15 protein-coding genes are annotated in these 24,688 nt (G+C 54.9%); 8 read left to right on the plus strand and 7 right to left on the minus strand.

Going from position 1 to position 24,688, the window contains the following annotated elements; translation table 11 throughout:
- Window position 1 precedes the first annotated feature (1 nt).
- Together VEV40_RS06240 and VEV40_RS06245 are read right to left on the minus strand one after the other, a co-directional pair.
- On the minus strand, window positions 2–1,117 hold the full coding sequence (locus tag VEV40_RS06240) for a CgeB family protein (RefSeq protein WP_324830920.1): 1,116 nt from the start codon (window positions 1,115–1,117) through the stop codon (window positions 2–4).
- Window positions 1,118–1,794: 677 nt separating this feature from the next.
- The gene (locus VEV40_RS06245; RefSeq protein WP_324830921.1) at window positions 1,795–3,192 is read right to left on the minus strand and encodes a DUF2252 domain-containing protein; all 1,398 of its coding nucleotides are present in this window, start codon (window positions 3,190–3,192) and stop codon (window positions 1,795–1,797) included.
- Window positions 3,193–3,656: 464 nt separating this feature from the next.
- Between VEV40_RS06245 and VEV40_RS06250 the strand changes: the two genes are divergently transcribed.
- The 3 genes from VEV40_RS06250 (at window position 3,657) to VEV40_RS06255 (ending at window position 6,224) form a co-directional block, all read left to right on the plus strand.
- A complete protein-coding gene (locus tag VEV40_RS06250; protein ID WP_324830922.1) occupies window positions 3,657–4,892 on the plus strand; it encodes a hypothetical protein in 1,236 nt (411 codons plus the stop codon).
- Window positions 4,893–5,079: 187 nt separating this feature from the next.
- Window positions 5,080–5,385, plus strand: coding sequence for a PilZ domain-containing protein (locus tag VEV40_RS20685; protein WP_414637813.1), 306 nt, complete (start codon window positions 5,080–5,082; stop codon window positions 5,383–5,385).
- Between the two features lie 50 nt (window positions 5,386–5,435).
- On the plus strand, window positions 5,436–6,224 hold the full coding sequence (locus VEV40_RS06255; protein WP_324830923.1) for a response regulator transcription factor: 789 nt from the start codon (window positions 5,436–5,438) through the stop codon (window positions 6,222–6,224).
- Window positions 6,225–6,399: 175 nt separating this feature from the next.
- Here the strand turns inward: VEV40_RS06255 and VEV40_RS06260 are convergent, their stop codons facing one another.
- Together VEV40_RS06260 and VEV40_RS06265 are read right to left on the minus strand one after the other, a co-directional pair.
- Window positions 6,400–6,870: a DUF2780 domain-containing protein gene (locus VEV40_RS06260; RefSeq protein ID WP_324830924.1), complete on the minus strand. Its 471-nt coding sequence runs from the start codon at window positions 6,868–6,870 to the stop codon at window positions 6,400–6,402.
- A gap of 588 nt (window positions 6,871–7,458) precedes the next feature.
- Window positions 7,459–7,932: a MarR family transcriptional regulator gene (locus VEV40_RS06265; protein ID WP_324830925.1), complete on the minus strand. Its 474-nt coding sequence runs from the start codon at window positions 7,930–7,932 to the stop codon at window positions 7,459–7,461.
- A 124-nt stretch (window positions 7,933–8,056) separates the two neighbouring features.
- Between VEV40_RS06265 and VEV40_RS06270 the strand changes: the two genes are divergently transcribed.
- Window positions 8,057–9,316: an MFS transporter gene (locus tag VEV40_RS06270; protein WP_324830927.1), complete on the plus strand. Its 1,260-nt coding sequence runs from the start codon at window positions 8,057–8,059 to the stop codon at window positions 9,314–9,316.
- 250 nt (window positions 9,317–9,566) lie between these two features.
- On the opposite strand, the gene hppD is transcribed toward VEV40_RS06270, so the two are convergent.
- Window positions 9,567–10,691: a 4-hydroxyphenylpyruvate dioxygenase gene (gene hppD, locus VEV40_RS06275; RefSeq protein ID WP_324830929.1), complete on the minus strand. Its 1,125-nt coding sequence runs from the start codon at window positions 10,689–10,691 to the stop codon at window positions 9,567–9,569.
- Between the two features lie 139 nt (window positions 10,692–10,830).
- Here hppD and pncA point away from each other — a divergent pair, with 139 nt between their 5' ends.
- Window positions 10,831–11,475, plus strand: a complete 645-nt coding sequence (gene pncA, locus VEV40_RS06280; protein ID WP_324830931.1) for a bifunctional nicotinamidase/pyrazinamidase — start codon at window positions 10,831–10,833, stop codon at window positions 11,473–11,475.
- A gap of 65 nt (window positions 11,476–11,540) precedes the next feature.
- Window positions 11,541–12,302 (plus strand): phenylalanine 4-monooxygenase, encoded by a 762-nt coding sequence (locus tag VEV40_RS06285; RefSeq protein WP_324830933.1) that lies wholly within the window; start codon window positions 11,541–11,543, stop codon window positions 12,300–12,302.
- Between the two features lie 204 nt (window positions 12,303–12,506).
- Here the strand turns inward: VEV40_RS06285 and VEV40_RS06290 are convergent, their stop codons facing one another.
- Window positions 12,507–14,672, minus strand: a complete 2,166-nt coding sequence (locus tag VEV40_RS06290) for a CocE/NonD family hydrolase (RefSeq protein WP_324830935.1) — start codon at window positions 14,670–14,672, stop codon at window positions 12,507–12,509.
- A 345-nt stretch (window positions 14,673–15,017) separates the two neighbouring features.
- On the opposite strand from VEV40_RS06290, the gene VEV40_RS06295 reads away from it, so the two are divergent.
- Both VEV40_RS06295 and VEV40_RS06300 read left to right on the plus strand, forming a co-directional pair.
- The gene (locus tag VEV40_RS06295; protein ID WP_324830937.1) at window positions 15,018–18,758 is read left to right on the plus strand and encodes a TonB-dependent receptor; all 3,741 of its coding nucleotides are present in this window, start codon (window positions 15,018–15,020) and stop codon (window positions 18,756–18,758) included.
- A gap of 388 nt (window positions 18,759–19,146) precedes the next feature.
- The gene (locus VEV40_RS06300; RefSeq protein ID WP_324830939.1) at window positions 19,147–22,920 is read left to right on the plus strand and encodes a TonB-dependent receptor; all 3,774 of its coding nucleotides are present in this window, start codon (window positions 19,147–19,149) and stop codon (window positions 22,918–22,920) included.
- Between the two features lie 275 nt (window positions 22,921–23,195).
- On the opposite strand, the gene VEV40_RS06305 is transcribed toward VEV40_RS06300, so the two are convergent.
- Window positions 23,196–24,626 carry a M20/M25/M40 family metallo-hydrolase gene (locus VEV40_RS06305; protein ID WP_324830940.1) on the minus strand — a complete coding sequence of 477 codons (1,431 nt, stop codon included), beginning with the start codon at window positions 24,624–24,626 and terminating at the stop codon, window positions 23,196–23,198.
- Between the last annotated feature and the right edge of the window lie 62 nt (window positions 24,627–24,688).

Here is a 24,688-nt window from a genome sequence, read left to right on the forward strand (position 1 = left end):
TCTACGGGGCCGAAAAAGTATGTGTCACTCTTTGAGCCTGACTATCGCATGGAAGCTGCTTGTTTTGTGCCATTAATTCAATGGCTTTCGTCAGAATCTTTCGCAGAATTGAATCATGATCATAGCCTGATGAAGTTGTACGCGCGTGGCCGGCAGCAGCAACCCTGTTTCTGGCGGCTTCATCAGGAAGGTATTGCCTTATTTTGGCCAGGCACTCTTCAAATGATGAAAAGAAAATGGCCTCCTCATCTTCTTTGAACAATTCCAGGTGGCGCGGGGTCCGTTCAGCCAGCATAAAAGCCGCAGCGGCTGTGATTTCGTAGGAGCGTTGAGCTACCTCGTCCATGTTGGATTTAGTTACAAAGCAAAGATTGATTTTGGATTTCCAGATACCTTCACGGTAGGCATTTCCGACCAACTCTCCCTGTCGAAAAATGGCTTTCATAATTTCGGGAGCAAGCGCTTTTTCCCAGCGTGATCGGGGGCCGGAGATGTCGAGAAGAACGTTCTGATGGCAGAGTGAGGTAAAGAACTCGGCACGATTGTCGTAAGGCGAGCCGATAAACGAGACATTGCGAGTCCTGTCTTTGTCGGTCAACGGAATGGGAGATGGGAAATGCAGATCACGATCATATCCAACCAGTGTGGTCACGACTTCACGTCCTCCGTGGTCTTTGAAATCCTTCACGCTGCTCTGGCGCTGGACCGCATGGAGGTCAAACGCTGGGAGCGCCTTCTTAAATAGCCGGAACCCCGGATCATTACGAGGCCCGAAGGGGTTGTCGATGAGATAGTCGATTGTAAAGACATCCATCCCGCGTAACTTGTGAAGCGCAGCGGGCGAAAGGGAGAGTGCTTTATCGCTGAACAAGACATTGATACGGTTCAGCCTGGCGACGTTGAGAATTTCCCGATTGAACCTAGCAATCTTCGGACCTATTTGGGTTCGTAAACAGATTTTGTCCAGGAGGCTGACGACCGGCAAGTATTCGCTCAGATCGATGCTCCAAATCCCATCGAGCCCTAGCCGCTCCAATGCTTTCAGTCTGCCCTTGCTGGCAGACCCGGAAGCCGCGGTACCTACGAATAAGACCCGTAAGTCTTTCAAACCTTTCAATGTGATCTCCTTTGATGACACACAGCACCGGATCGTCTGCAAAACAGCTCCAGAACAGCAGTGGACGAGTCCAGCATCCAGCAGCCGTCATTGCGTGGGCCGAATAGACTGTCCTGGTTGAAGCAGACGATCTTTGCTCCGGTGGCCTTAATAGTCTGAATCGTCTCGAACATGACAGTTCGGAGTCTGGTCCATGTGATCTGATGGGGCGCTTGCAATAACCCTGAAGGATATGGTTGCGCTATTGAAAAGGATCACTAATTAAGATAGTGGCAAATATTTAGCCAATATGAGTTATCTGTAAATAATTGATTCCTATGACGATATTTCATTTCATGCATTTATGCCGCCTTTTCCATGCAATTTTTATTGTAGCCAATTTCACGAAAAATTCCTGCGCAATGCGCGACTGGCGTTAATACAGATCTCCCATGCTAAAGAGGGGGAGGCGCACGGCCACGTGAATTTATCGACGTAGTTATAGCTGTTGTCGATGATTGATCCGGATATTCGCCAGCGTTCCTACTCCAGCTGAAGTTGCCGCTTTTGAGCACCCATAAACGCTGTCAATTGACGCATTCATTTGTTTTCAACTGCAGACATAGGCCCACAGCACTTCGCTGGGCGCTAAAGACCGAACTGAGAGGGAGTGACGATGGAGCTTGTCGAGCGAAGAGTTACTGATCCACTTCGAACTCGGCAGGAACCTTCCCCGAACGGACTGCCCGATCCAAGGCTGCATGGTCCCGTTCGTTCTGGTCGGCGTAGTCCACGGAAAACGCCGCGATGGCGCGATCGAACGCGTCACCGTTCCCCATATATCCGCTGAGAAGCGTGGGTGTTCCCGACCGCGCGTGGGAGAGCGCGAGGGCCTTTCCGCACCATTGCGCATACAGACCTAGCTCGTACTTTCCGAACGTTTCGACGCGCGGACCGATCTTCACGTCGCGAAGCTGGCGCACGAAGAAGTCTCGCGTTTTGCCGCGCGTCCACCCCAGAAACATATCGCTGGCAGACTGCATCAGGCGATAGCCATTTACCACGCGCTCTCCGTGATTCGAAAAGGCGCTCGCGCCTGCGTACGGTTCGAGGACCGATGCGCGTGCTTCCTTGACCTGGAGAAATAGTGGATCATTTTCTCTCGCCATGAGAAGAAGCACCCAGCAGGAGGTGCCGACACTGCCGATGCCGACCACTTTTACCGCAGCGTCGTAAATCGTATATCGATCGAGCAGAGACCGATAGGAGGGGGGAAGTGTATCGCGATAAGCCCTGAGAGAACTCTCGACGATCTTGCTCACTGTCCCGGGAGGGTTCAATTCGTCATGGAAGATGGTCGGGAGAATGTCCTTGATGAGCGGTATGTCTCCTTTATGCTCGACCAGCTTGGGAAAGAGTTCTTCGCCTCGGCTTTTTGCCTGCTCCTGCGCGATGCGCTTCATCACTCTCTTGCGAATATCGGGATCGTCCATCCCCGCCAGAGATGCGGGTTCCATGGCGTAATACCACAATTCCAGAGTCTTCAATTGGCTGAACTCGGCCATCGATTCACGGTAGCTGCGGACGCACGTCGCGGCAATGTCCTTGCCGGCGCTGTCGCTGATCCCGTTGTCGCGGCATGCCACCACAAAGCTTGCGGCAAGACGTTTGACGTCCCACTCCCACGGGGCAGGCAGAGTCTCGTCCAGATCATTCACCGAAAAGATGATCTTCCGCTCAGGCGTGGCAAAGCCCCCGAAATTGCAGAGATGCGCGTCGCCGCAGCACTGGACTCGGATACCGGTCGAGGGCGTTGTCGCAAGATCGGCCGCCATGGCAAGGGCAGAACCGCGATAAAAGGTGAACGCGGAGCGCACCATACGTCCGTGGCGCAGGGGGAGCAGTTTTGGAAGTCGGCCATGCTCGGAAGCCAGAACCATCTCCACCGCTTCGCGTCTGTTTTTGGCGGCGTTCCACCTCGCGTGGGATTGGCGAGGGCATTTGTCCCTCAGCGCCTTTCCTTCCGCGTACCGTTCTTTGTAGCTGGTTTCTTTTACGACGGTCAGCAGACTCGTTTTGCGCTGCTTTTTTGCCATTGGATCTTTTCCCATACGGTCAGGCCGCAGGCGTACTCACGGCCCGCTGCACTGCCCTGAGTTTGAATGTTCAGAGGAGGTGAAAAAAAGATAGGCGTAATATCCGCTCCCTGGCAACTAAAAACTCACAGTCAAATCCGAACGCAGCACCACCAGATCTTTCTAGCAATCCCGCCGGTATGGGATTGCTTCCGGGTTGCCGTAATCCGGCCCGCTGGAGCGACACAGCAATGTTCCGGAGGATAAATCGAAATTTATTACGGAAATGGTGATGCGGAAGGCTGAGAAGGTTTGATTTCCCCGCAGGTCCCTGCGCTCCTTCGGCGCTCCGGTCGGGATGACAATTCAACTGCCTAATTCCACCGCTAAGGGTTTCCTTCCTCATGTTCTTGTGATTGAGTGAAATTCGGCTTCGCGCCAGGTGTTGCCGATTTGCGGTACTCTGTTGGCCGGAGCTGGGTTCCGTGATCGAGGCGCTGCGGCAGGAATTCAATCAACGCTTTCGCCCGGAAGCATACCGCAATATGCTGCACAGCCTCGACGCATGCGTACGTACGCATGTCGAGTTCCGCGTAGCCGAGACGCCGTGCTTCTTTCCCAAATCCATGCTCGACGAGATGGCTCGAATCGGCGCGGAGCTGACACATCAGCTTGTCGGCAACAAAGCATATCTCGACGCCTCGCGGGCGATGATTCCCGCGGAGTATCGCGCGGCGGATGAGACGCCGCATCCGCACTTTATGACGGCGGATTTTGGTCTGGCGCGCGACGCGCAGGGAAAGCTGGTTCCCAAGCTGGTTGAGCTGCAGGCATTTCCGTCGGTGTTTGCATATCAGTTTGTGCTGAACGAGGTATACCGATCGGCATTCAAGCTGAATGGCGACTTGGGGTATTTGCTCGGCGGGCATACAGAAACAAGTTTCTGGAAGCTGATGGAGCGGGTGATTCTGCGCGGGCACCATCCGGAGAACGTGGTGTTGACGGAAGTTGAGCCGCGCAAGCAGAAGACGCTGCCGGATTTTCTCGTAACGGCGGAGCGGCTTGGCATCGAGATGGTGGACATAGCCGAGCTGGTGGCGGATGTGCGGCCGGGAAGGCCGACACGGTTGTGCTATCACAAAGGGAAAAAGCTGATACCGGTCCGGCGCATCTACAACCGGGCCATCGTGGATGAGCTGATCCGCAAGCAGATTGAGCTGCCTTTCGATTATCGCGAGTCGTTTGACGTGGAATGGGCGGGACATCCGAACTGGTACTACCACATCAGCAAGTTTTCGATTCCGTATCTGGACCATCCGGCGGTGCCTCCGGCGGTCTTTCTTGATGACTGGATGGCAGGCAAAGGGCGAAAGCGGCTTTCACCAGACCGCGAGCAGTGGATTCTGAAGCCGCTGTTCTCGTTCGCGGGCAAGGGGATTGAGTTTGCGCCGTCAGACGAGATGCTGGCTGCTATCCCCAAATCGCAGCGTCATGAGCATCTGCTACAGCAACGCATCGATTTTGAGGCGGTGGTGGAGACGCCGCATGGATTGACGCAGTCCGAGATCCGCATCCTGTATCTTTGGCCAGACGGCGGCCATCTGGAGCCAGTCTTGTCACTGGTGCGATTGGGGCGAGGCAAAATGATGGGCGTCGACCACAACCGCGACAAGGAATGGGTGGGCGGATCGGCGGCGTTCTATCCTGCGTCAGGGCATTGATTTGTATGAATGTTAACGGCGACCGCACGTAACGATCCGTATTCCCGAAGCGGACAATTTGCAAAGCAAATGGTGACAAGATTTGTTGTCCCTTGGTTACATGGAAGGTGTAAACTTTGGTAATTCGGGGGAAGTATTACGTTCCGGTAAGGTAAAGAGAGCCTTTTGGATCTGATACGTAGTGAACATGCCGGAATACTCCTCCAGTTTTGAGATTGAGTCACAGGGAGCGCGCTTCTCTGTGCGGTTTCCTCTCCAGATTCCGTTAGTGATTTTGTCGGGGAACCGGGAGTTTTCAGGGACGACGGAAAACATTTCAGCGAGCGGGGTATTGTTTCGACTGAAGAACGACTTCCGCTTAATGCGCAGGTTGAGTTCCTGCTGGAGATTTCCGCAGGAGGAGTTTTTGGTGACAACACTGCTGCTGTTCATTGTCTTGGACGGGTCGTTCGCTCGTATGAAGAACGTTCCAACTGTTTTGCGGCCGCGGTGATTGATGAGTATCGCTTCCAATAGAGCGACGAAGTGCGGGTAGAAAAAACGATGACGTCGGAAGCAAAACCGAAGGCAGTTGACAGCGCTGCGCAGGGTTCAAACGGCGCAGTTGGAGTTTCCCCCGCAAAACCAGTGATTCGGGTCATTATGGCCGATTCGCAGGCCATTTACCGCGTCGGCATGCGCAAGGTATTTGCGCTGGAAGACGATATCCAGATCATTGCCCAAGTGGACAGCCTTGCCACGCTGCAGGCGTCACTGGCGCAGCACTCGGCAGACGTGCTGGTGCTGGAAGGAAACCTGCTGGCAGGCAAGGGCAGCGCCATTGCCGACATCCTTCAGCAGGCTCCCGAACTGAAAATTATTGTGCAGGCTACAGCCAATGATGAGTCGCACATAGTAGAGCTTTACCGACGCGGCGTGCGAGGCGTGATTCCGCGGTCGATTTCGCCCGATCTGCTGGTGAAGTGCGTGCGCAAGATTGCCGCTGGGGAAACCTGGATCGACAACCAATCTGTTACCTGGGTGCTTGAGGCGTATCGCACACAGGCTTCCGCGCTGGCCAGCCCGAAGAACCAGCCGCGGCTATCGCCGAAAGAACTGGCGATTATCGGCTGTATTACGCAGGGCAAGCGCAATAAGGAAATTGCTTATCAGCTCGGAACCAGCGAGCAAGTGATCAAGAATTATCTGCGCAAAATTTATGACAAGCTCGGCGTCTCAGACCGGCTGGAACTGGCCCTTTACTGCCTGCATCATCACCTGCAGAGCAAGGGCGGCGAGGCCGAGGCAAGGGCGAGCATCGAAGTGGCGCTGGGCGAGGCTGTGAAAATCTAGGCAGCCTCATAAGTCTGTCGACTGGCCAACATCTCACAATTGTCCTACAGCCATCAGTCCTGTTTTCCGGACGGGCGTTTGTCTCAATTTCATCGTAAGAAGGCGGGTCAAGCCGGGAGCGATGCCACAACCACCAGATCCGGTACTTTACGGTGGACTTGATTTTTCACGATCATTACTTCAGCGCCCCAGAAAGCAAGGAAGCCACATTCGCGCCGCCCTTAGCCTGGACGAAGTTTGTAAGAATCGGCACAAACTTCTCAACCATACCCGGTGAGAGGCCCAGCTTTTGAAATGCGGTCGCTGTTGACGCCAGGCCACCTACGCTGCTCGGCAATGAGCCGGTCAGACCTGAAAGTCCTGAACCTTCGCTCGCGGAAGGCGCCGCCTTCAGAAAGCTGCCCATGCCTGGCACTACCGCCGCAATTTTGCTGAAATCGGTTGGGCTGAGGCGGCTCTTAGCCAGGCTGAACAGAGCGCCCGCTCCCCCGGTAGCCTGCTGCGGCGTAACCGAGAGCCCCTTCGCCAGCTCGCCGACTAGTTCAGGACTCGCGGGCTGCAAACCATAAGCGGGAATGGCCTGTGCAGCGATGAAAGTAATAATTGATAGACAAACGACACTCATCCTTCTCGTTGACCAAGTCATGGTACACCTCCTCCATTCTGAGAAAGCAGGAGTCTGAGAAAGCGGAGCTGGCTCTGCCGAATCTGCTCAATGTGCTGGTTGGAACCGTCTGCTACGCAAATTGGGCATCTCCACAAGCACTGAAATTCCAATCGCGAAATATACGTAAGCCTTTGGGATATGCGCCCAAGACCTCAGCAATTAGTGTTATGCCAATAGCCTGAGAAAACTGAGCGCCGCAATTTTAACAGCAGGAAGCTGATCTGGAAATGCACTGACTTTGGCCTTCATCGAGCAAATTAGCCAAAAGGGTCAAAAAATGAAGAATGGTTGGCCTTAGAGGGCGATTTTAGAACTTTGTGGCGTCCGCCTTTGGCTGATGCGGTTACATCCTCCGATAGCAACTGAAGGTAATGATGCAGGTCGCTGCCCTTCTATTGCTACCTGACAAGGTTGCGTGGCATGTCAACATCCTATCCCATGTCTTCTATGAGACATGGGGCACCCTCATTGTGTTGATTTCCAAGATATGGGGCACCCGCCCATCCTCGAAAGGACGGTGCTTCTACCCAACACCGCTTCTGAATTACGCTGTGAGCCGATGTGACCTTAGTTCGAGAGTGGCTGACGGGCTTCTTCCAGCAGCGATATCAGGGTCGCAAGTTTCTCCCTGCTCATGTGTTTGAACAACTGCTTCGTGCTCTCGTTGACCAGTGGATCGGTTTCCTTAAGCAGTTGCAGACCCTGATCCGTGATTTTCGTGTAGATGACACGCTTGTCTTTCGGGTCACGCTTGCGGCGGATGAGATTCTGCTTTTGCAGGCGGCCGAGCAAGCGTGTGATGTCCGGATCGCTGCTCACGAGGCGTTCTCCAAATTCTGAACAACGCAGGCCCTTGTCACCAGCTCCGCGCAGAATGCGAAGGACGTTGTACTGCGTGGGCGTAATACCGTGCTGCTTGAAGAACTGCTGCCCGTGGTGCTGCAACCGGTCGGATGTGCGCCGGATGTTGAGCAGCGCTTCTTCTTCGATCGTTGCAAAAGAGCGGGTTTGTTTGATTTCTTCCTGCAGTCTGCTGGTCATGTTCGTTTTTGAATACCAGTCGCTCTTCTCGAAAGGACGCGCCTGTAAACAAATCATAACGGCAAATCAGAAGGGCGGGATGATCCGGGTGCCGCTCTGGTAAGCTCCAATTTCGGGCCTGCTGATGCCAACTCGTTTCTTTTCAAATTTCCAGTCGCTCACACCGCGGCAGCGGCACGCCTTTATTGCCGCGTTTCTCGGCTGGTCTCTCGATGCTTTTGACTACTTTCTTCTGGTCTTTTGCGTTTCGGCGATTGCCGCCGATTTTCATGCGCGGGCATCGGCTGTGGCCGAAGCGCTGTTTCTGACACTGGCATTTCGTCCGGTGGGAGCGTTTCTTTTTGGCGCGATGGCGGAGAAGTATGGGCGGCGACCGGTGCTCATGCTCAACATCGTCTGCTATTCAGTTTTTGAACTGTCGTGCGCCTTTGCCCCATCGTTGAATGCGTTGCTGGTTTTGCGCGCCCTTTTTGGGATTGCTATGGGCGGAGAGTGGGGCGTGGGCGCGGCGCTGGCATTTGAGACGCTGCCGAAGGAAGGCCGCGGGTTCTTTTCCGGACTGCTGCAGGAGGGCTATGCCGTTGGTTATCTGGTGGCGGCAGCCGCGTATGCCGTGCTTTACAAGCCTTTCACGCATATGTTCTGGCTTGGGCATGTGGTTGGGTGGCGCGGGCTTTTTGTAGTTGGCGCGGCGCCTGCGCTGCTGATTCTTTATATCGGCTTCAAGGTGGAAGAGTCGCCGGCGTGGCGCGAGGGCAGGAGCAGCAGCACTAAACCGGCGGTGTCAGTTGCAAAGAGCATTTGGCGGTATGGGCCGGCATTTCTTTTCCTCGTTCTGCTGATGACAGGGTTCAACTCGTTCTCGCACGGAACGCAGGACCTGTATCCGACGTTTTTGCAAAAAGATCACGCATTTTCCGCCGCGCTTACCGGCGGAGTGGCAATTATCTACAACATCGGCGCGCTGCTCGGCGGCGTCTTCTTTGGCGGCCTCTCGGAACGCTTTGGGCGGAAGCGCGCGATTATCGCCGCGGCATTGCTCGCCTTGCCGGTGGTTCCCTTATTTGCGTTTGGGCAATCGCTGTATGCGCTGACTGCCGGAGCCTTCCTGATGCAATTTATGGTGCAGGGAGCATGGGGTGTTGTGCCTGCGTATTTAACGGAGCTTTCGCCGGGACCAGTGCGAGCGACTCTTCCTGGGCTCGCTTATCAATTGGGAAATCTGCTTGCGTCGCGCAATGCGGTCGTGCAGGCGAAGGCAGCGGAGCATTACGGCAGCTATGGTGGGATGCTGGCGGTGACGGTGCTGATTGTGACTATCTATATTGCTGTCGTTACGATGTTTGGGCGCGAAGCTAAAGGCGCGGAGATGACGGCGGGATAAGCCGCTTCTCTGACGGGTGTCAGCTTACAAACTTCTTATGCATTCCTTGCAACATGTTTGTGGTTCAGGGCGTTTGATGGAAGCGTGGACGGAAACGCATTCGCACTCTATATCCTGCTCGTTATCGTTACAGCCAGTATCTGTGCTCTGGTGTGGGTCTTCTATCATCTGGCACTGGAGTCACGGAGAAAGAGGCATCGCTGAGCTGGGAAAGCGGCGGCCCAATGTCTGCCGCTTGATTTGCACGAAGCTACAGGTTGCCGCGCGCGGCCTGTTCGCGTTCGATAGCTTCAAAGAGTGCTTTGAAGTTGCCTTTGCCGAAGCTGCGACTGCCTTTGCGCTGGATGATCTCGTAGAAGAGCGTCGGGCGATCTTCTACCGGACGGGTGAAGATCTGAAGCATATAGCCTTCGTCGTCGCGGTCTACAAGGATGCCAAGTTCTTCTAGTTCCTGAACAGGCTCGTCAATCTTGCCGACTCGATTTTCAAGCTCCGTGTAGTAGGTGTGCGGCACTTTGAGGAATTCGACGCCCTGCTTCTGTAATTTCGCTACCGTATGGAGGATGTTGTCCGTGGCCAGCGCAATGTGCTGCACGCCGGGGCCGTGGTAGAACTCGAGGTACTCTTCAATCTGCGACTTGCGGCGGCCTTCCGCAGGTTCATTGATCGGGAACTTTACGCGCCCATTGCCGTTTGCCATCACTTTCGACATGAGGGCTGAATATTCTGTGGAGATGTCTTTGTCGTCAAAGTGCTGGTAGAGAGAGAAGCCCATCACGTCGGCGTAGAAATCGACCCAGCGGTTCATTTCGTTCCAGCCAACATTGCCCACCATATGGTCGATATAAAGCAGGCCGACGGGACGCGCGAGTGGATCGCTATCGACGGCGCGGTAGCCGGGCAGGAATGCCCCGTTGTAATCGCCGCGTTCAACAAAGGTGTGGACGGTATCGCCATAGGTGGCGATGGTCGAGAGCTTGACTATGCCGTGGTCGTCGCGCAGTTCATAAGGCTCATGCACACTGCGAGCGCCTCGCTTGGTGGTTTCTTTCCAGGCAAGCTTTGCATCGTCAACCCAGAGCGCAACGTCATGCACACCGTCGCCGTGGCGGTGGACATGCTCGGCGATTTCGCCGTCAGGACGCAGAGCGGTTGTCAGTACAAAGCGCACTTTGCCTTGCTGCAGCACATAAGAGGCGCGGTTGCGGACTCCGGTTTCCGGACCGGCATAGGCAACGAGCTTCATCCCGAATGCCAGGCGATAGTAATACGCAGCCTGTCGCGCGTTACCAACGTAGAACCCAACGTAGTCTGTTCCGTTCAGGGGAAGGAAATCTTTTTGTGTTTGCACTTCCGGGTGCGCAAGCGTGGACATCGAAAACATACTCCCAGTACTGAGTTAGACGCGCAGGTCAGTGGCCAAGATGCCGTTCAAGCCATGCCTGCGACCCACTAACATATACCCAGCGATTAAGAGTTGGCCAGAGTCAGACGGCTACTTCGGGAGAAATGAAATGCCGCTGAAAATTACAGATCGCGATGCACTGCTCATTATCGATGTGCAAAATGATTTTTGTCCGGGCGGCGCGCTGCCTGTGCCGCATGGCGATGAAGTGGTCCCGGTCATCAATCGTCTCGCGCCGTTATTTACCTGCGTTGTCTTAACGCAGGACTATCACCCAGCCGGGCATTTATCGTTTGCATCAAGCCATTCCGGGGAAAAGCCATTCAATACTACACGCGTGATATATGGCGAGCAGACGCTGTGGCCCGACCACTGCATCCAAGGAAGTGAAGGAGCGGCGTTTCACCGAGACCTGGATACAACGAGTGCACGGTTAGTATTGCGCAAGGGTTTTCGACGCGAAATTGATTCGTATTCGGCGTTTCAGGAGAACGACCGCGTGACGAAGACGGGGCTCGCTGGGTATTTGCGCGAATTGGGTATAGAGCGCGTATTTCTTGCCGGGTTGGCTTACGACTATTGCGTGCACTATTCCGCGGTTGATGCGCGCGGCGCCGGATTTAAGGCGGTAGTGATTGAAGACGCCTGCCGCGCGATTGGATTGAACAACTCAGTTGAGGCGGCACGGAGTGAGTTCTCCAGCTGCGGAGTGGAGCAGATCACCTCGTGTGAATTTAGTTTGGTAGTGCGATAGCCGCGTATTGACACTCCCAATTTAGAGTGCGATGCTCAAATGTTTTGAACCAAGAGGGCTTTTACATGAACCCAGCCGCCACGCAGTTGCACATCGCCGAACCATTTCTTATCCAGCAGGATTGGAACGCCTACACGCCGGAGCAACATGCGGTGTGGGCGGAGCTGGTGAGGCGACGCATGCCGCAGCTTGAGGAACATGCCTGTGCGGAATATCTGGACGGCTTTCACCGCATTGGACTGCGCGAGGATTCGATTCCGAACCTGGCCGAAGTAAACAAGCGTCTCGGCCCGCGCACAGGATGGAACGCGACTCCGGTCAGCGGCTTCCTGCCACCCGACGCCTTTTTTGAAATGCTGGCCGCGCGGCAGTTTCCTACAACGACATGGCTGCGCAAGCGCGAGTCGCTCGAATACACGCCTGAGCCGGACATCTTCCATGACGTTTTTGGGCATGTGCCCATGCACGCGCATCCTGTATTCGCCGATTTTTTGCAGCAGTATGGCCGCGTCTGCGCCCGTCTAGTCGAGGACAAGGACAAACTCGAACGCATGGGCCGGCTCTTCTGGTTCACAGTCGAGTTCGGAGTGATTCGTCAGAATGGGACGATCAAGCTGTATGGCAGTGGGTTGATTTCTTCGCACGGGGAATCGACGCACGTGATTAACAGGACTTCAGAAGGCGGTCCGGAGATTCGCGACTTCGACCTGGATGCGGTGCTGAAGCAGGAGTTCATTGTGTCGGAGATGCAGAAAGTGCTGTACGCGGTCGAATCGTTTGACCAGATTTATGAGGCGGCCAAGGAAGCCGAGGGGCGTCTCGTATAAAGCTATGCAAAATACCCTCTGTTGACCCTGATGGATGTGCAGACGAAAGTGCTTTATCTGTGAGGCTGGTATTTGTATAGATGAAAGCCATCTAATGGGTTGGTATCGTTGTCTGTGAGCGTAAAATTACATGATTTGTAAGCAGAAGCTCCGCTCCCGGTGCGTTTCGAGGAGCGGTTTTCTTTGTCTTGTTTGCGACGCGGGCTAGTTCTTGTCAGACACAGGCAGAATGATGTGCGACGCGTGCTCAGCCGATCCGTAGATATGCTGTGTAGCTGATTTGTAGTCGGATGGCGTGGCGGTCATGATGCTGGGTACAAAGGTCTGCGGGTTGCGGTCGTAGAGCGGGAACCATGAGCTCTGCACCTGCACCATGATGCGATGGCCCTTGAGGAACGCGTGGTCTGCGCCATGCAGGCTGAACTTGAATTCCTCGAGTGTGTTAGCGGGGATGGCTTCCGGGTGTTCGTAGCTCTGGCGGTAGCGGCCGCGGAAGATTTCGTCAACGATCATCAACTCAGTTCCGGACATTTTGCCCAGCGCGGAGTCGGTGGGGTAAACGTCGATGAGCTTGACGACCCAGTCGGAGTCAGTTCCGGAGGTAGAGGCGAAGAGATCGGCTACGATGTCGCCGGTGATGGTCACTGGGTGGTCGAGGACGGATGTCTGCCAGGTGGCGATGTCGCTTCTTTTGCCTAGAAAGCGCTGGTCCTGCACGAGCCAGGTGTACCAGCCCGAGCCGCCGGGCGCGTAGGTGGCTTCAATAGGGCGCTTGCGGTAGGGGACGGGGTTCGCCGGGTCGGAAGTGTAGGTAGTGAAGGTAGTAGCGTCATCGCCTGTAGGCCTACTGAAGCTGAGTGAGCCGTCGGCGTCGAGGTAGAGGTCCTTTACTGTGACGTCCTGCGTTGGCGGCCAGTGGCTGTAGCGCATCCAGCGGTTGGTGCCAGTCTGAAAGCTGGCGGTATCTTTGAGATCGAAGCTGCCCTCGTCCTTTAGATAGTGGGCGAAGAAAGGCGCTTCAATCTGGGAGCGGAACTGGTCTGTGGTAGCTGCGCCGAAGTTTACTTCGCCGAGACGGCGCGTGGTGCGCGCCCACTCACCGTGGTTCCAGGGACCGAGGACGATGAAGACTTCGTGATTAGTATCATGCGGCTTGAGGGCGGCGTATTCGGCCTGCGGCCCCCACATATCTTCCTGGTCCCACCAGCCGCCGACTTCAAGCGTAGGCACGTTGACCTGGGTCAGGTGCTTCTCTACGGCGCGAATCTGCCAGTAATGGTCGTAGGCAGGATGGTCGAGAAAGCCCTGCCAAGTAGGCAGAACGCCGACGCCTGCTTTCTTGATGTCGCCGGCGAGCGAGCCGGCATCGAGAAAGAAGTTATAGGCGTCTTCATTGAGTTTGTTGAAGGCGTTTTCCTTGCTGGTCTCAAGACCAATGGCGTAGTCGTATCCGTAACTCTGCCGCCACGCGCCATTGTGGAAGAAGTCATCGCCCATCCAGAGGTCGGTCATGGGCGCCTGCGGCGAGATGGCTTTTACCGCCGGGTTCGGGTCGATGCCGGATTCAATGGCGAGAAAGCCCGGATAAGACACACCCATCACGCCGACGCGGCCATTGTTGTTGGCGACATTCTTGATGAGCCATGCGACGGTGTCATACGCGTCAGTGGTTTCGTCGATTCCGTTCGGGTCTGGTGAGTTGGGGTCATGGTGCTCGACGATGGGGCGATTCATAAAGAACTGGCCCTCGGAGCCGTAGCGCCCGCGAATGTCTTCCATGACGAAGATGTAGCCGCTCTGCGCGAGCTCGGTGTAGCGCGAGTTGATAGAGTCTGAGGTCGATTCATCAACGCCGTAGGGCGTGCGCTCCATCAGGATGGGCAAAGGCTCATTCGTGTCGGTGGGGCGAAGGATGACAGTGTGCAGGCGAACGCCGTCGCGCATGGTGATCATCATTTCGTGGCGGTCATAGGGGCGAAAGTGGTTGGACTGAGGCTGGTCGCTGATGCGTGTGGCATTGACTTCTTCTTTACCTCGGTTGCCTTCGAAGACGAGCTTCATGCCGGCGACTTTGCCCGCAGCATCTGTCAGGAAAATGTAGCGCGTCGTGCCTTTGCCTTGTGCGAAGGTATCTTGCGAGACGGCATGCAAAGGCGTATGCGGCATACGCGGTCCTTCGGCTGCCAACTGATTGCCATCGCGGAAGAACGAGATGGTGATGTCCGGTTCGTCGTCATAACGGTACTGGCCGACATACTTGCTGAGGATAGCGGCGTCTACGTTGACCTGGGCTGCGGTTGCGAATTGCGCGGCAGAGAAGAGGACGGATAGCGCGACGACTATCCGAAGAAGCAAACAGCGAGTTGGCACGGCGTGAATCCTTTGCGATGGCAAATGCAAAGAAAACCATAGCAGAGGAGAGGCTTTGATAGTCGGGAAGAATTGTGAGGAGAGGCTTTTTGTGACGATTATTGCTACAAATTCACCTCGGGATTCTGTACTACCCGGAGATCGGGACGTACTTTTGCAAGTCAATATAGTAATTACATTTAAGTAAACTTGCTCCATCCATCAGAGCCGGGGAAATCTCACATGGCACAGTTCATTTCCATAAAAATGATTGAATATTGCGGCCATACGGTGCACAATGTTTACTTTATTGTAAATATCAATATCAATAACAAAGCTGTACTGCTGTAACTTTCGGAGGACCCCGTGATCAAGCAACGCGCACTCTGCGTTTTCCTATTCGTGCTTTCCCTCACCGCATTCACATTTGCCCAGACAGCGACGACTTCGCTGCGAGGAACCGTAAAAGATCCCAGCGGCGCGGTTGTGCCGGGCGCAGCCATTAGCCTGACCGACAATGCCACCGGCAAGGTTTTGCAGACCACTTCCGGCAGCGGCGGAGAATACCAGTTCAACCAGATTCCGCCGGCAAAGTACACCATCAAGGTCACCGCTGGGGGCTTTGCCAATCAATCGAAGGTTGCCGAGCTTTTGGTGAACCAGCCGGCCACCATCGATTTTTCGTTGTCGGTACAAGCGAGTGAAGAGGTGGTGAACGTCAGCGCCGAGGCGGAAACGTTGAATACTTCCGACGCGACGCTGGGCAACTCGTTTAATAATGCAACGATCCAGTCCCTGCCCAGCGAAGGACGCAATGTGCCGCAGCTGCTGGCATTGCAGCCTGGAGTTCTTTATCTGGGGCAGGACAACGACCAGAAAAATGACAGCCGCTCTGGCGCGGTGAATGGCGGGCGTTCTGATCAGGGCAATGTGACGATTGACGGCCTGGACGACAACGACCAGATCACAGGAGATGCGTTCACAGGCATACTTCGCCAGACGCTTGATTCAGTCGAAGAATTCCGCGTGACCACGAGCAACTCCAACTCGGATTCAGGGCGCTCTTCCGGCGCGCAAATCTCGATGGTCACCAAGTCGGGGACCAATCAGTTTCATGGAAGCGTGTATGAATATCACCGCCCGACATTTACGGTCGCCAACGACTGGTTCAACAAGCAGGCGCAGCTGGCGAATGGAGAGCCGAACATTCCCGGCAAACTGATCCGCAATACGTTTGGCGCGGCGGTCGGCGGCCCTATCAAGAAAGACAAGCTCTTCTTCTTCGCTAATTATGAAGGTCAGCGGACCGCTGAGAATACGCAGGTGAATCAGACAGCACCGACGGCGACCTTCCAGCAGGGTCTGGTGATTTATCAGTACACAACGGATGGGCAGACCGTGGCTGGAAACCAGACGCTGACCGCGGCCGATATCGCAAAGATGGATCCAAACTGCTCCGGGAACGGCACTTGCCCCTGGGGTCCCGGAATCAATCCCAATGCGCTGGCGGTGTTTGCGAAGCAGTATCCAGCGGCCAACGGCTCCAATGCGGGCGACGGTGGATTCAATTCAGGCTCCTATACATTCTCATCGCCCAGTCCGGGGTCGCTGAACACCAGCATCGCAAAGCTCGACTACCGCCCCAGCGACCGGCAGGCATTTTTTGTCCGCGGCAATCTGCAAAAGGACACCTCAGCCGGGCCCGAGCAGTTTCCGGGCCAGCCTCCATCCTTCAACCTGGTGGACAACTCAAAGGGAATCGCAGGCGGATATACACTCACGCTGACTCCGAACCTGGTGAATGACCTGCGTTATGGCTACACACGGCAAGGGTTTTCCAATCGCGGGCAGGTGGATGACGATTACGTCAGCTTTCGCTTCCTGAATCAACCGCTGGCTAGGACTTTCAGCACGCTTCAGAATGTTCCGGTCCACAACATCGTTGACAACGTCTCATGGACAAAAGGAAGACACACAATCTCCGGCGGCGCGAACTGGCGGCTGATATCCAACAACAACACCACGAATACCAACTCCTTTACTATCGCTTCTACAAATGAGTATTGGCTGGTGAATGGCGGAACAATCGCCAACACCGGGACTAGTCTTGATCCTGCTGCTTTTGGTTATCCAGCTGTGTGCTGCGGAACATCCAACGGATTTACAAATTCTTACAACATCGCCATTGGCCTGATCACCGGGCTGGTTCCGGAAACAGAAGCCCAGTACAACTACAACGTATCAGCAGACGGGACGACCGGGAACCAATACGCGGATGGCGCCTTTATCAAGCGCCAGTTCAAAGCCAACGAATTTGAATACTACCTGCAGGACGCCTGGCGCGTATCGCCGAAGCTGACTTTGACCTTTGGCATCCGCCACAGTCTGCTGCAGACGCCGTATGAAACCAGCGGCCAGCAGCTGGCTCCTACTACCAGCACGCATGACTGGTTCATGCAGCGCGCGGCGAATGCAGCGCTGGGTAATCCCTACGAACCGATACTTACGTTCGCTCCAAACGGGCAGGCGCGCGGAAAGAGCGCCTACTGGCCAATGCAGAAAAACAACATTGCGCCACGGTTCTCCTTTGCCTATGCGGCGGACTCCAAAACATCGATTCGCGGCGGCTTTGGCATGTTTTATGACCATTTTGGCCAGGGCATCGTGAGCTCGTTCGACCAACTGGGGTCATTCGGACTCACGACTACCGTCACCACTCCTGCCTCCACTTATAGTGCGGACACTTCTCCACGCTTTACGGGGATCAACAGCATTCCGGCATTGCCGCCGGGACTGGGCCAGCCTTCCACCATCAGCTATCCTTACACTCCTCCGGTGACCGGATTTGCAATTGCTTTTGGTTTGGACGACCATCTGAAGACTCCCTATTCGTATGCCGCTGATTTTTCCATTCAAAAGGAGCTTGGTCAGGGCTTTGTGTTTGAAACTGCATATGTGGGCCGGTTTGGGCGCCACTTGATGCAGCAGCTTGATCTTGCCGAGCCGGTGAACTTTGTCGATACGAAATCAGCCACAAACTATTTCACCGCAGCCACTGAGCTTTCTAAGGACGTAGATGAAAGTCTGACCACCGTGCCGACGATTCCGTATTGGGAAGATTTGTTCCCGAACCTTGCAACAGGTGGAACGAGCGCCACGCAATACATCTATGACAACTTCTGGGTTTTCAACCGCGGAAATGAAACAGGCGCATTGCAGGCATTGGATACCCCGCAATCTGTGGGCGGGGCCGGCGCGTGCGATCCATCGAATGGCGGCCTTGGCTGCTATCGCTTCTGGCAGCCGCAGTTTTCATCGCTGTTCTCCTTTTCGAGCATCGGCAACAGCAGCTACAACGCGTTGCAATTCATTCTGCGCCATGCCATGTCGCATGGTCTCGAAGTGGATTTGAGCTACGTCTTCTCCAAGTCGCTTGATATGGGTTCCGACACCGAACGCATGGTCTACAACACCGGCTTCAGCACCATTCTGAACAGCTTCAATCCAAAACTGAATAAAGGTGTTTCAGACTTCGACACCGCGAACAATGTGACTGCAAATTGGGTCTATCAGCTTCCGGTTGGACGCGGCCAGCACTTTGGAGGCGGCATGAACGGCTGGGCCGATGCTTTCCTGGGCGGCTGGCAGTGGTCGGGCCTGTATCGCTGGACCACAGGTCTTCCCTTTGGCATCATCGCCCCTGCCTGGGGGACAAATTACGAGGTCCAGAGCTACATGGTGAAAACCGGGCCGGTAATGACTCATAAGCATATCCAGTCCAATGGGTCGCCGCAGGCATTTGCCGATCCCAATAACCTTGCTTTGCGGCTGCCCTATCCGGGTGAGGCTGGCGAGCGAAACAACTTCCGCGGGGACGGCATCTTTGATATCGACTCCGGTCTTACCAAGTCGTGGAAGATTACCGAAGGCCAGAACGTGAAGTTCTCATGGGAAGTTTTCAATGTGACGAATTCTGTTCGCTACGATTTGAACGCGACAACGACCACTTCATTTACTAATACATACGGCAGCGGAGCTCTTGGCGTGTATGCGGCGACTATGTCGCTTCCACGAAAGATGCAGTTCTCGCTGCGCTACAGCTTCTAACCGAATACCTGAACAGGGGGCTCGCTGAGTATTCAGCGAGCCTTCTAAGCTATGGCTTCCTTCTCTGCTTCTCTCCCTGCCAGATTTTCTCCACCTTGTCACTCTGCTGATTCCCCAGTATCCACTCGTGGTGTGTTTTATTCGCCGAATAAGTATTTTTGATACTTGCCCCGCCAAGTCGATGCAGGTGTTTAATTTGTGCAGATTCCCCTTTTTCATGCCAGTGCGAGTGGTTTTCATGGGCTGCAAAACAGTCTGACGAAAATGTGTTGAAATTCACCAAGCACTGGCACACAATGGTTGCCTTACCGCAACAGAGCTTGAACGAATAACAAAGGACGACCGCTGCCATTAGCGGCGGTCTTGCTGTATTTTCCTGGAGGAACCTGTGGCCAAGCGATACGCAATCTGCGTTCTCCTATTCCTGTTTTCCCTGATCTCACCTGCATTTAGCCAAACGGACACAACATCTTTGCGTGGGTCCATTAAGGATCCGAGTGGAGCCGTTGTACCCGGCGCGAGCGTTACGCTGACTGACAGCGCGACGGGAAAGGTGTTACAAGCTACTTCGAGTGCCAGCGGCGATTACCAGTTTGTACAGATCCCGCCGGCGAAGTACAACGTCAAGGTTTCGGCAACTGGATTCGGCGAGCAGACAAAATCTGCTGAACTGCTTGTGAATCAGCCGGCGACGATCGATTTTGCGATGACAGTCCAAGCCAGCACAGAAGTTGTCAATGTCAGCGCCGAGGCTCAAACTCTTAATACCTCTGATGCCTCGCTAGGCAACTCAATGAACAATACGTTGATTCAGGCGCTGCCAAGCGAGGGACGCAACGTGCCTGACCTGCTCTCCCTGCAACCCGGTGTACTTTACCTCGGGCAGGATTCGGGAAGGCCCAGCAACAGCATGCTTCAGAACGACCCACGCAGCGGCGCTGTGAATGGAGGCCGATCCGACCAGGGCAACATCATCGTTGACGGTCTCGACGACAATGACCAGGTCAACGGCTATGCTTTCACGGGAGTACTGCGGGAGACCCAGGACTCGGTTGAAGAATTCCGCGTGACCACAGGACTTTCAGGGGCCGACCAGGGGCGCTCATCAGGGGCGCAGGTCAGTATGGTCACGAAGTCGGGGACTAATAGCTATCATGGGGCCGTCTATTGGTACAACCGTCCGACGCTGACTGTGGCCAATGACTGGTTCAACAAGGAAGCGCAACTAAGCAGTGGTGAAGCGAACAGACCCCCCAAGCTTATCCGTAACAATTTCGGGGCGGCGGTCGGTGGTCCGATCTTCAAAGACAAGCTGTTCTTTTTCGGGAACTACGAAGGGCAGCGACAGGCGGAGAACCAGATTGTCACCAGGACCGCTCCGACGGCCAGCTATCAGCAAGGGATCCTCACCTATTTAAGCAACGGCGCCCCTGCTTCGATCTCGGCTGCACAGGTTACGGCACTCGATGGGGGCTGTCAGGTATGCAATACGTCTGAGTATCCAGCCGGACCCGGTCCCAATCCAAATGTGCTTGCATACTATAATCAATATCCGGCGGCCAACGGCACTGCAGCGGGGGATGGCCTGAATACCGGTTCATTCACATTTTCCTCGCCCAACCCGGTAACCTTAAACACCAGCATTGCCCGCCTTGACTATACGCCCAACCAAAAGCAGCGCATTTTCGTGCGCGGCAACCTCCAGAAAGACACGGCTGGCGCGGTTGAGCAGTTCCCGGGCCAGCCCCCGTCTTATCAACAGACCGACAACACGAAGGGCATTGCGGCTGGTTACACGTACATGTTCACTCCGAATTTGGTCAACGACCTGCGCTATGGCTACATTCGCCAGGGTTATGGCCTGACAGGCGGGGGCACCGGTGAATACACAGACTTCCGCTTTATCGATCCGCTGACGGATGAGACCCGCAAAACCATCTATAGCGTGCCAGTCAATAACATTGTAGATAACCTGAGCTGGACCAAAGGCAAGCATACGCTCCAGTTTGGCGGGAACTGGCGGCTCATTCATCAGAATCGCGGAACCGATGACAACTCTTACAACAGCGCAACTTCGAACCCATACTGGCTCGCCGGCAATGCCCCCTCGCCCAGTAGTGTCGGCGGCGCGCCGTTAGACAGCGGATTCCAGCTTTCGTACAACACAGCTTATGCCAACCTTATTGGCACCATTCCACAGATCACCGAAGTACAGAATTATGCAATTTCCAGCCCTACAAGTGGTTCCTTGCTTCCGGAGGGCGCCTTCATCAATCGAAATTTTAAGGCGAATGAATATGAGTGGTACGTTCAGGATGCATGGCATGTGTCTCCTAAACTGATTCTGACCCTGGGACTGCGACAAACCATCCTTCAGACGCCATGGGAAATTCATGGTCAGCAACTGGCTCCGACAGTCGACACGCACAGCTGGTTTTTGGAGCGCGCAAGCGCCGCTGCCCAAGGAGCGGTTTTTGAAAATGACCTGAGCTTCGCCCCGAATGGGCCGTTCTACCACAAGCCCGGCTACTGGCCGAAGCAGAAGAATAACTTTGCGCCTCGCTTGTCCTTCGCTTATTCCCCCGATCCAAAGACCTCGATCCGCGGTGGCTTTGGGCTGTACTTCGACCACTATGGCGAAGCGCTCGTGAACACGTTCTCTCAGCAAGGTTCTTTCGGGCTTAGCAGTTCACTCTCTAATCCGGCGGGTGTCTACGGCTACACCACCTCACCGCGCTATATCAACCGCACTACCCTTCCGAATATCAGCGTTCCGCCAGCACCCCCCACGACGAGCTTTCCTTACCTTTACCCGCAGGGAAACTTCGCGATTCAATGGGGGCTGGACAGCAAGATAAAGACGCCTTATTCCGAGTCGATGGACCTCTCTGTGCAACGCCAACTGCCAGCCGGATTCACGGTTGAGGTGAACTACGTTGGCCGCCTTGGACGGCACTTGTTGCAGAGTCTCGATATTGCCGAACCAGTGGATTATGTGGATCCCCAAGGCGGTGGTGACTACTTCAGTGCCGGCGCAAAGCTCTCCCATCAGGTGGATCTCAATGGCGGGAATGGCCCATATAGCGGGAACGGGCAATCGGTGACTGTGCCGTCGATTCAATATTTCGAAGATGTATTTGGATACATGGCCGGCGCGGAATTCGCAGGTGAGACTGCAACGCAGGCGGTTTACGACCTCGAGTGGGCTCCTTTCCGCTCGATCCTGGGAGCAACCTCGGCTCTCGCCGATCTCGATTTTTATTGCGGCAGCCCTATAACAGGGCAGGCATACAACTGTCCCGGACAACCGCGTTTCTGGCAGGACCAGTTCTCCTCACTCTACGTACTGTCCTCTATGGGCACCAGCTACTACAACGCTGGTCAGCTCATTCTGCGGCATCCGACCAGCTACGGCCTCAGTCTTGATTTCAGCTACACACTCGCCAAATCGATCGATATGGGATCGGATCCGGAGCGCGGTACTGAGTTCAACGGTGGAGGCGGCAACTTCAGCAACATCACGAACACATGGAAGCCCGAACTCAGCCGCGGTGTGTCCGACTTCGACACGCGTCACCTCATCACTGCCGACTGGGTCTACCAACTCCCCATTGGACGAGGGAAGAAGTTCATGAGCTCTGATAACGCGGCTGTAGATGCCCTTATTGGTGGGTGGCAGTGGTCGGGCATCAACCGCTGGGCCAGCGCTCTTCCGTTCAGTCTTGCCGATCCCGGCTGGTCCACTGACTGGCAGATTTCAAGCCTCGGAGTTGTGACCGATAAAGCTGCAATGAGCAAACAGATGCACAAAAACTATGCTGGCGGCGCTCCACAGGTCTTTGCCGATCCAAATGGGATTAACAACGGGACCGCCACAGGCAGCCCCGTTCGACTGTCGTATCCGGGCGAGGCTGGGCAACGCAATATCTACCGCGCAGACGGAATTTTCGGTATTGATTCTGGCCTTTCTAAATCGTGGCACTTTGGGGAATATGGAGCTCTCAAATTCGACTGGGAAGTCTTCAACGTCACCAATAGCGTCCGTTTTAACAGCAATGGAGTCTTCATGGGCCAGTCGCTGACGAATGGAAACCTTGGCGTCTACAGCGCCATGCAGAATCTGCCGCGGCGCATGCAGTTCGGTCTTCGTTACGACTTCTGAGGAGCAATTGCAAAGAACGCTGAAAATGCACTTTTTATTCGCTTAACAGGGCTGAAAAAGCGGCTCTTCTGCGCTGGATGTTGACAGCCCTGCTATGCTGCAAGTGAGGGCATGGCCTTGTTTCAAGGCCATGCCTTTATGTTTCAGTAAGTGGCACAAAATAAAGGATCCCCGTACAGAATCCACGCTGTAAACCATTGAAAATAAAGGATCCTAGTAAAAATCGGGAGGAGGGGGTAGGAGAAAGCCATCGCATAAAGCGGCTGTGACGTAAATTATTGAACAGTCAGCGCCTTTACAAACTGGTAGTAGAAATCGACACCCTTGTAATAGGAATCGACGGGCAGCCGCTCGTCTTTGCCATGGGCGCGAACATCGTTTGTCTCAATGGCAATGCCTGAGATGCCATAGGTTGGCATCCCGGCAGCGTTGGTATAAACGCCATCTGAGGCTCCAGTTGCCATGGTTGGAATAACGGGTGCGCCGGGCCACATCTTGCTCACGAGAGCTTCGAGCGGCTGCATAACTTCCGGTTTCAGCGCAGCAGGCGGCAGAGCTTTGCGATCAGGCGCAGTGTCGAAGACTCCACCGGCATCATTTTCATAGCGCACAGTAATTTTCGGGTCGTTGAAGATGCGAATGAGATCCTGTCGGACTTCTTCGAGCGAGTGCCCGGGCAGGATGCGGCAGTTGACGATGGCCTGCGCCGTCTGTGGCAGAGCGTTGTTGGCGTGGCCTCCAGAAAGGCGTGTGGCCACGCAGGTGGTTCGCATGGTGGAGTTGTATTCGGGGTTTTCCGAGAGGCGCTGAATGGCGGCTTTATCAGGCGTCGCGCCAAGGGTCGCCTTCATGTCCTGAGCCGTCTGACCGGATTCGAGTGTATTCATCTTCTCGAAATACGCGCGTGTAATGGCGTTCAGCTCAAAGGGGAAGGTGTAGTTCTGCAGGCGCTGCAATGCGTCGGCAATGTGATAGATGGCGTTGTCGGGCACGGGCAGCGAGCTGTGCCCACCAGGATTGAGCGCTGTGAGCTGGTAGTCGCCATAGAGTTTTTCCGTCGCATCGACATCCATGGCAATGGCCTTACCATGTTCCAGGTCAATGCCGCCGCCATCCGGATTCACGACATATTCAGCATCAATCAAATTGCGCTGGTTCTTGAGGAGCCAATCGACGCCGTTTGATTTGCCGCCCTCTTCATCAGCGGTGAGAGCGAGGATGAGGTCGCGGTCGGGCTTGTAGCCTTCTTTATAGAGGCGAATGAAAGTAGTGACAAGGATGGCGTCGCTCTCCTTCATGTCTTGCGTGCCGCGGCCGTAATAGTAGCCGCCTTTCTCAACAAACTTGAACGGATCAGTGGTCCAGTCTTCGCGGCGCGCTTCCACCACATCGAGGTGGCCGATGAAGAGGATGGGTTTGTTCTGCCCTGTTCCATGGATGCGGACGACGAGGTTTTTCTTGCGGTCATTGGGGCCGCCAAGATAGATGTCCTCTTTTGAAAATCCGGCGTCGAAAAAGCGCTGCATCATGGCTTCAGAAGCGGCTGTGACGCTGCCTACAGAGTCTGTGGTGTTGATTTCGATGAGCTGCTGAAAGATGTCGTGGGAGAGCTGGTGAGTTTGCTCATCCACCTGCGCTTTGCAGGGTATGACGGCTGATGTAAAGGCGCACAGCGCAAGCAGGCTGCGCGCGGCGGAGCAACGCATTGGATTTCCCCTTTCCAGTGAAAGTCAAAAAGTAACAGATTGGGCGCATGTTTGGAATTGCC

Origin of the sequence: Alloacidobacterium sp. (genome assembly GCF_035631355.1) — a bacterium.
Classification (GTDB): domain Bacteria; phylum Acidobacteriota; class Terriglobia; order Terriglobales; family Acidobacteriaceae; genus Alloacidobacterium.

Bases quoted from the DNA above. Each gene is read 5' to 3' on its own strand.
- VEV40_RS06270 (WP_324830927.1), top strand. From the start codon at position 8,057: ATGCCAACTCGTTTCTTTTCAAATTTCCAGTCGCTCACACCGCGGCAG.
- VEV40_RS06265 (WP_324830925.1), bottom strand. From the start codon at position 7,932: ATGACCAGCAGACTGCAGGAAGAAATCAAACAAACCCGCTCTTTTGCA.
- VEV40_RS20685 (WP_414637813.1), top strand. From the start codon at position 5,080: ATGCCGGAATACTCCTCCAGTTTTGAGATTGAGTCACAGGGAGCGCGC.
- VEV40_RS06245 (WP_324830921.1), bottom strand. From the start codon at position 3,192: ATGGCAAAAAAGCAGCGCAAAACGAGTCTGCTGACCGTCGTAAAAGAA.
- VEV40_RS06255 (WP_324830923.1), top strand. From the start codon at position 5,436: ATGACGTCGGAAGCAAAACCGAAGGCAGTTGACAGCGCTGCGCAGGGT.
- VEV40_RS06260 (WP_324830924.1), bottom strand. From the start codon at position 6,870: ATGACTTGGTCAACGAGAAGGATGAGTGTCGTTTGTCTATCAATTATT.
- VEV40_RS06285 (WP_324830933.1), top strand. From the start codon at position 11,541: ATGAACCCAGCCGCCACGCAGTTGCACATCGCCGAACCATTTCTTATC.
- pncA (WP_324830931.1), top strand. From the start codon at position 10,831: ATGCCGCTGAAAATTACAGATCGCGATGCACTGCTCATTATCGATGTG.
- VEV40_RS06305 (WP_324830940.1), bottom strand. From the start codon at position 24,626: ATGCGTTGCTCCGCCGCGCGCAGCCTGCTTGCGCTGTGCGCCTTTACA.
- hppD (WP_324830929.1), bottom strand. From the start codon at position 10,691: ATGTCCACGCTTGCGCACCCGGAAGTGCAAACACAAAAAGATTTCCTT.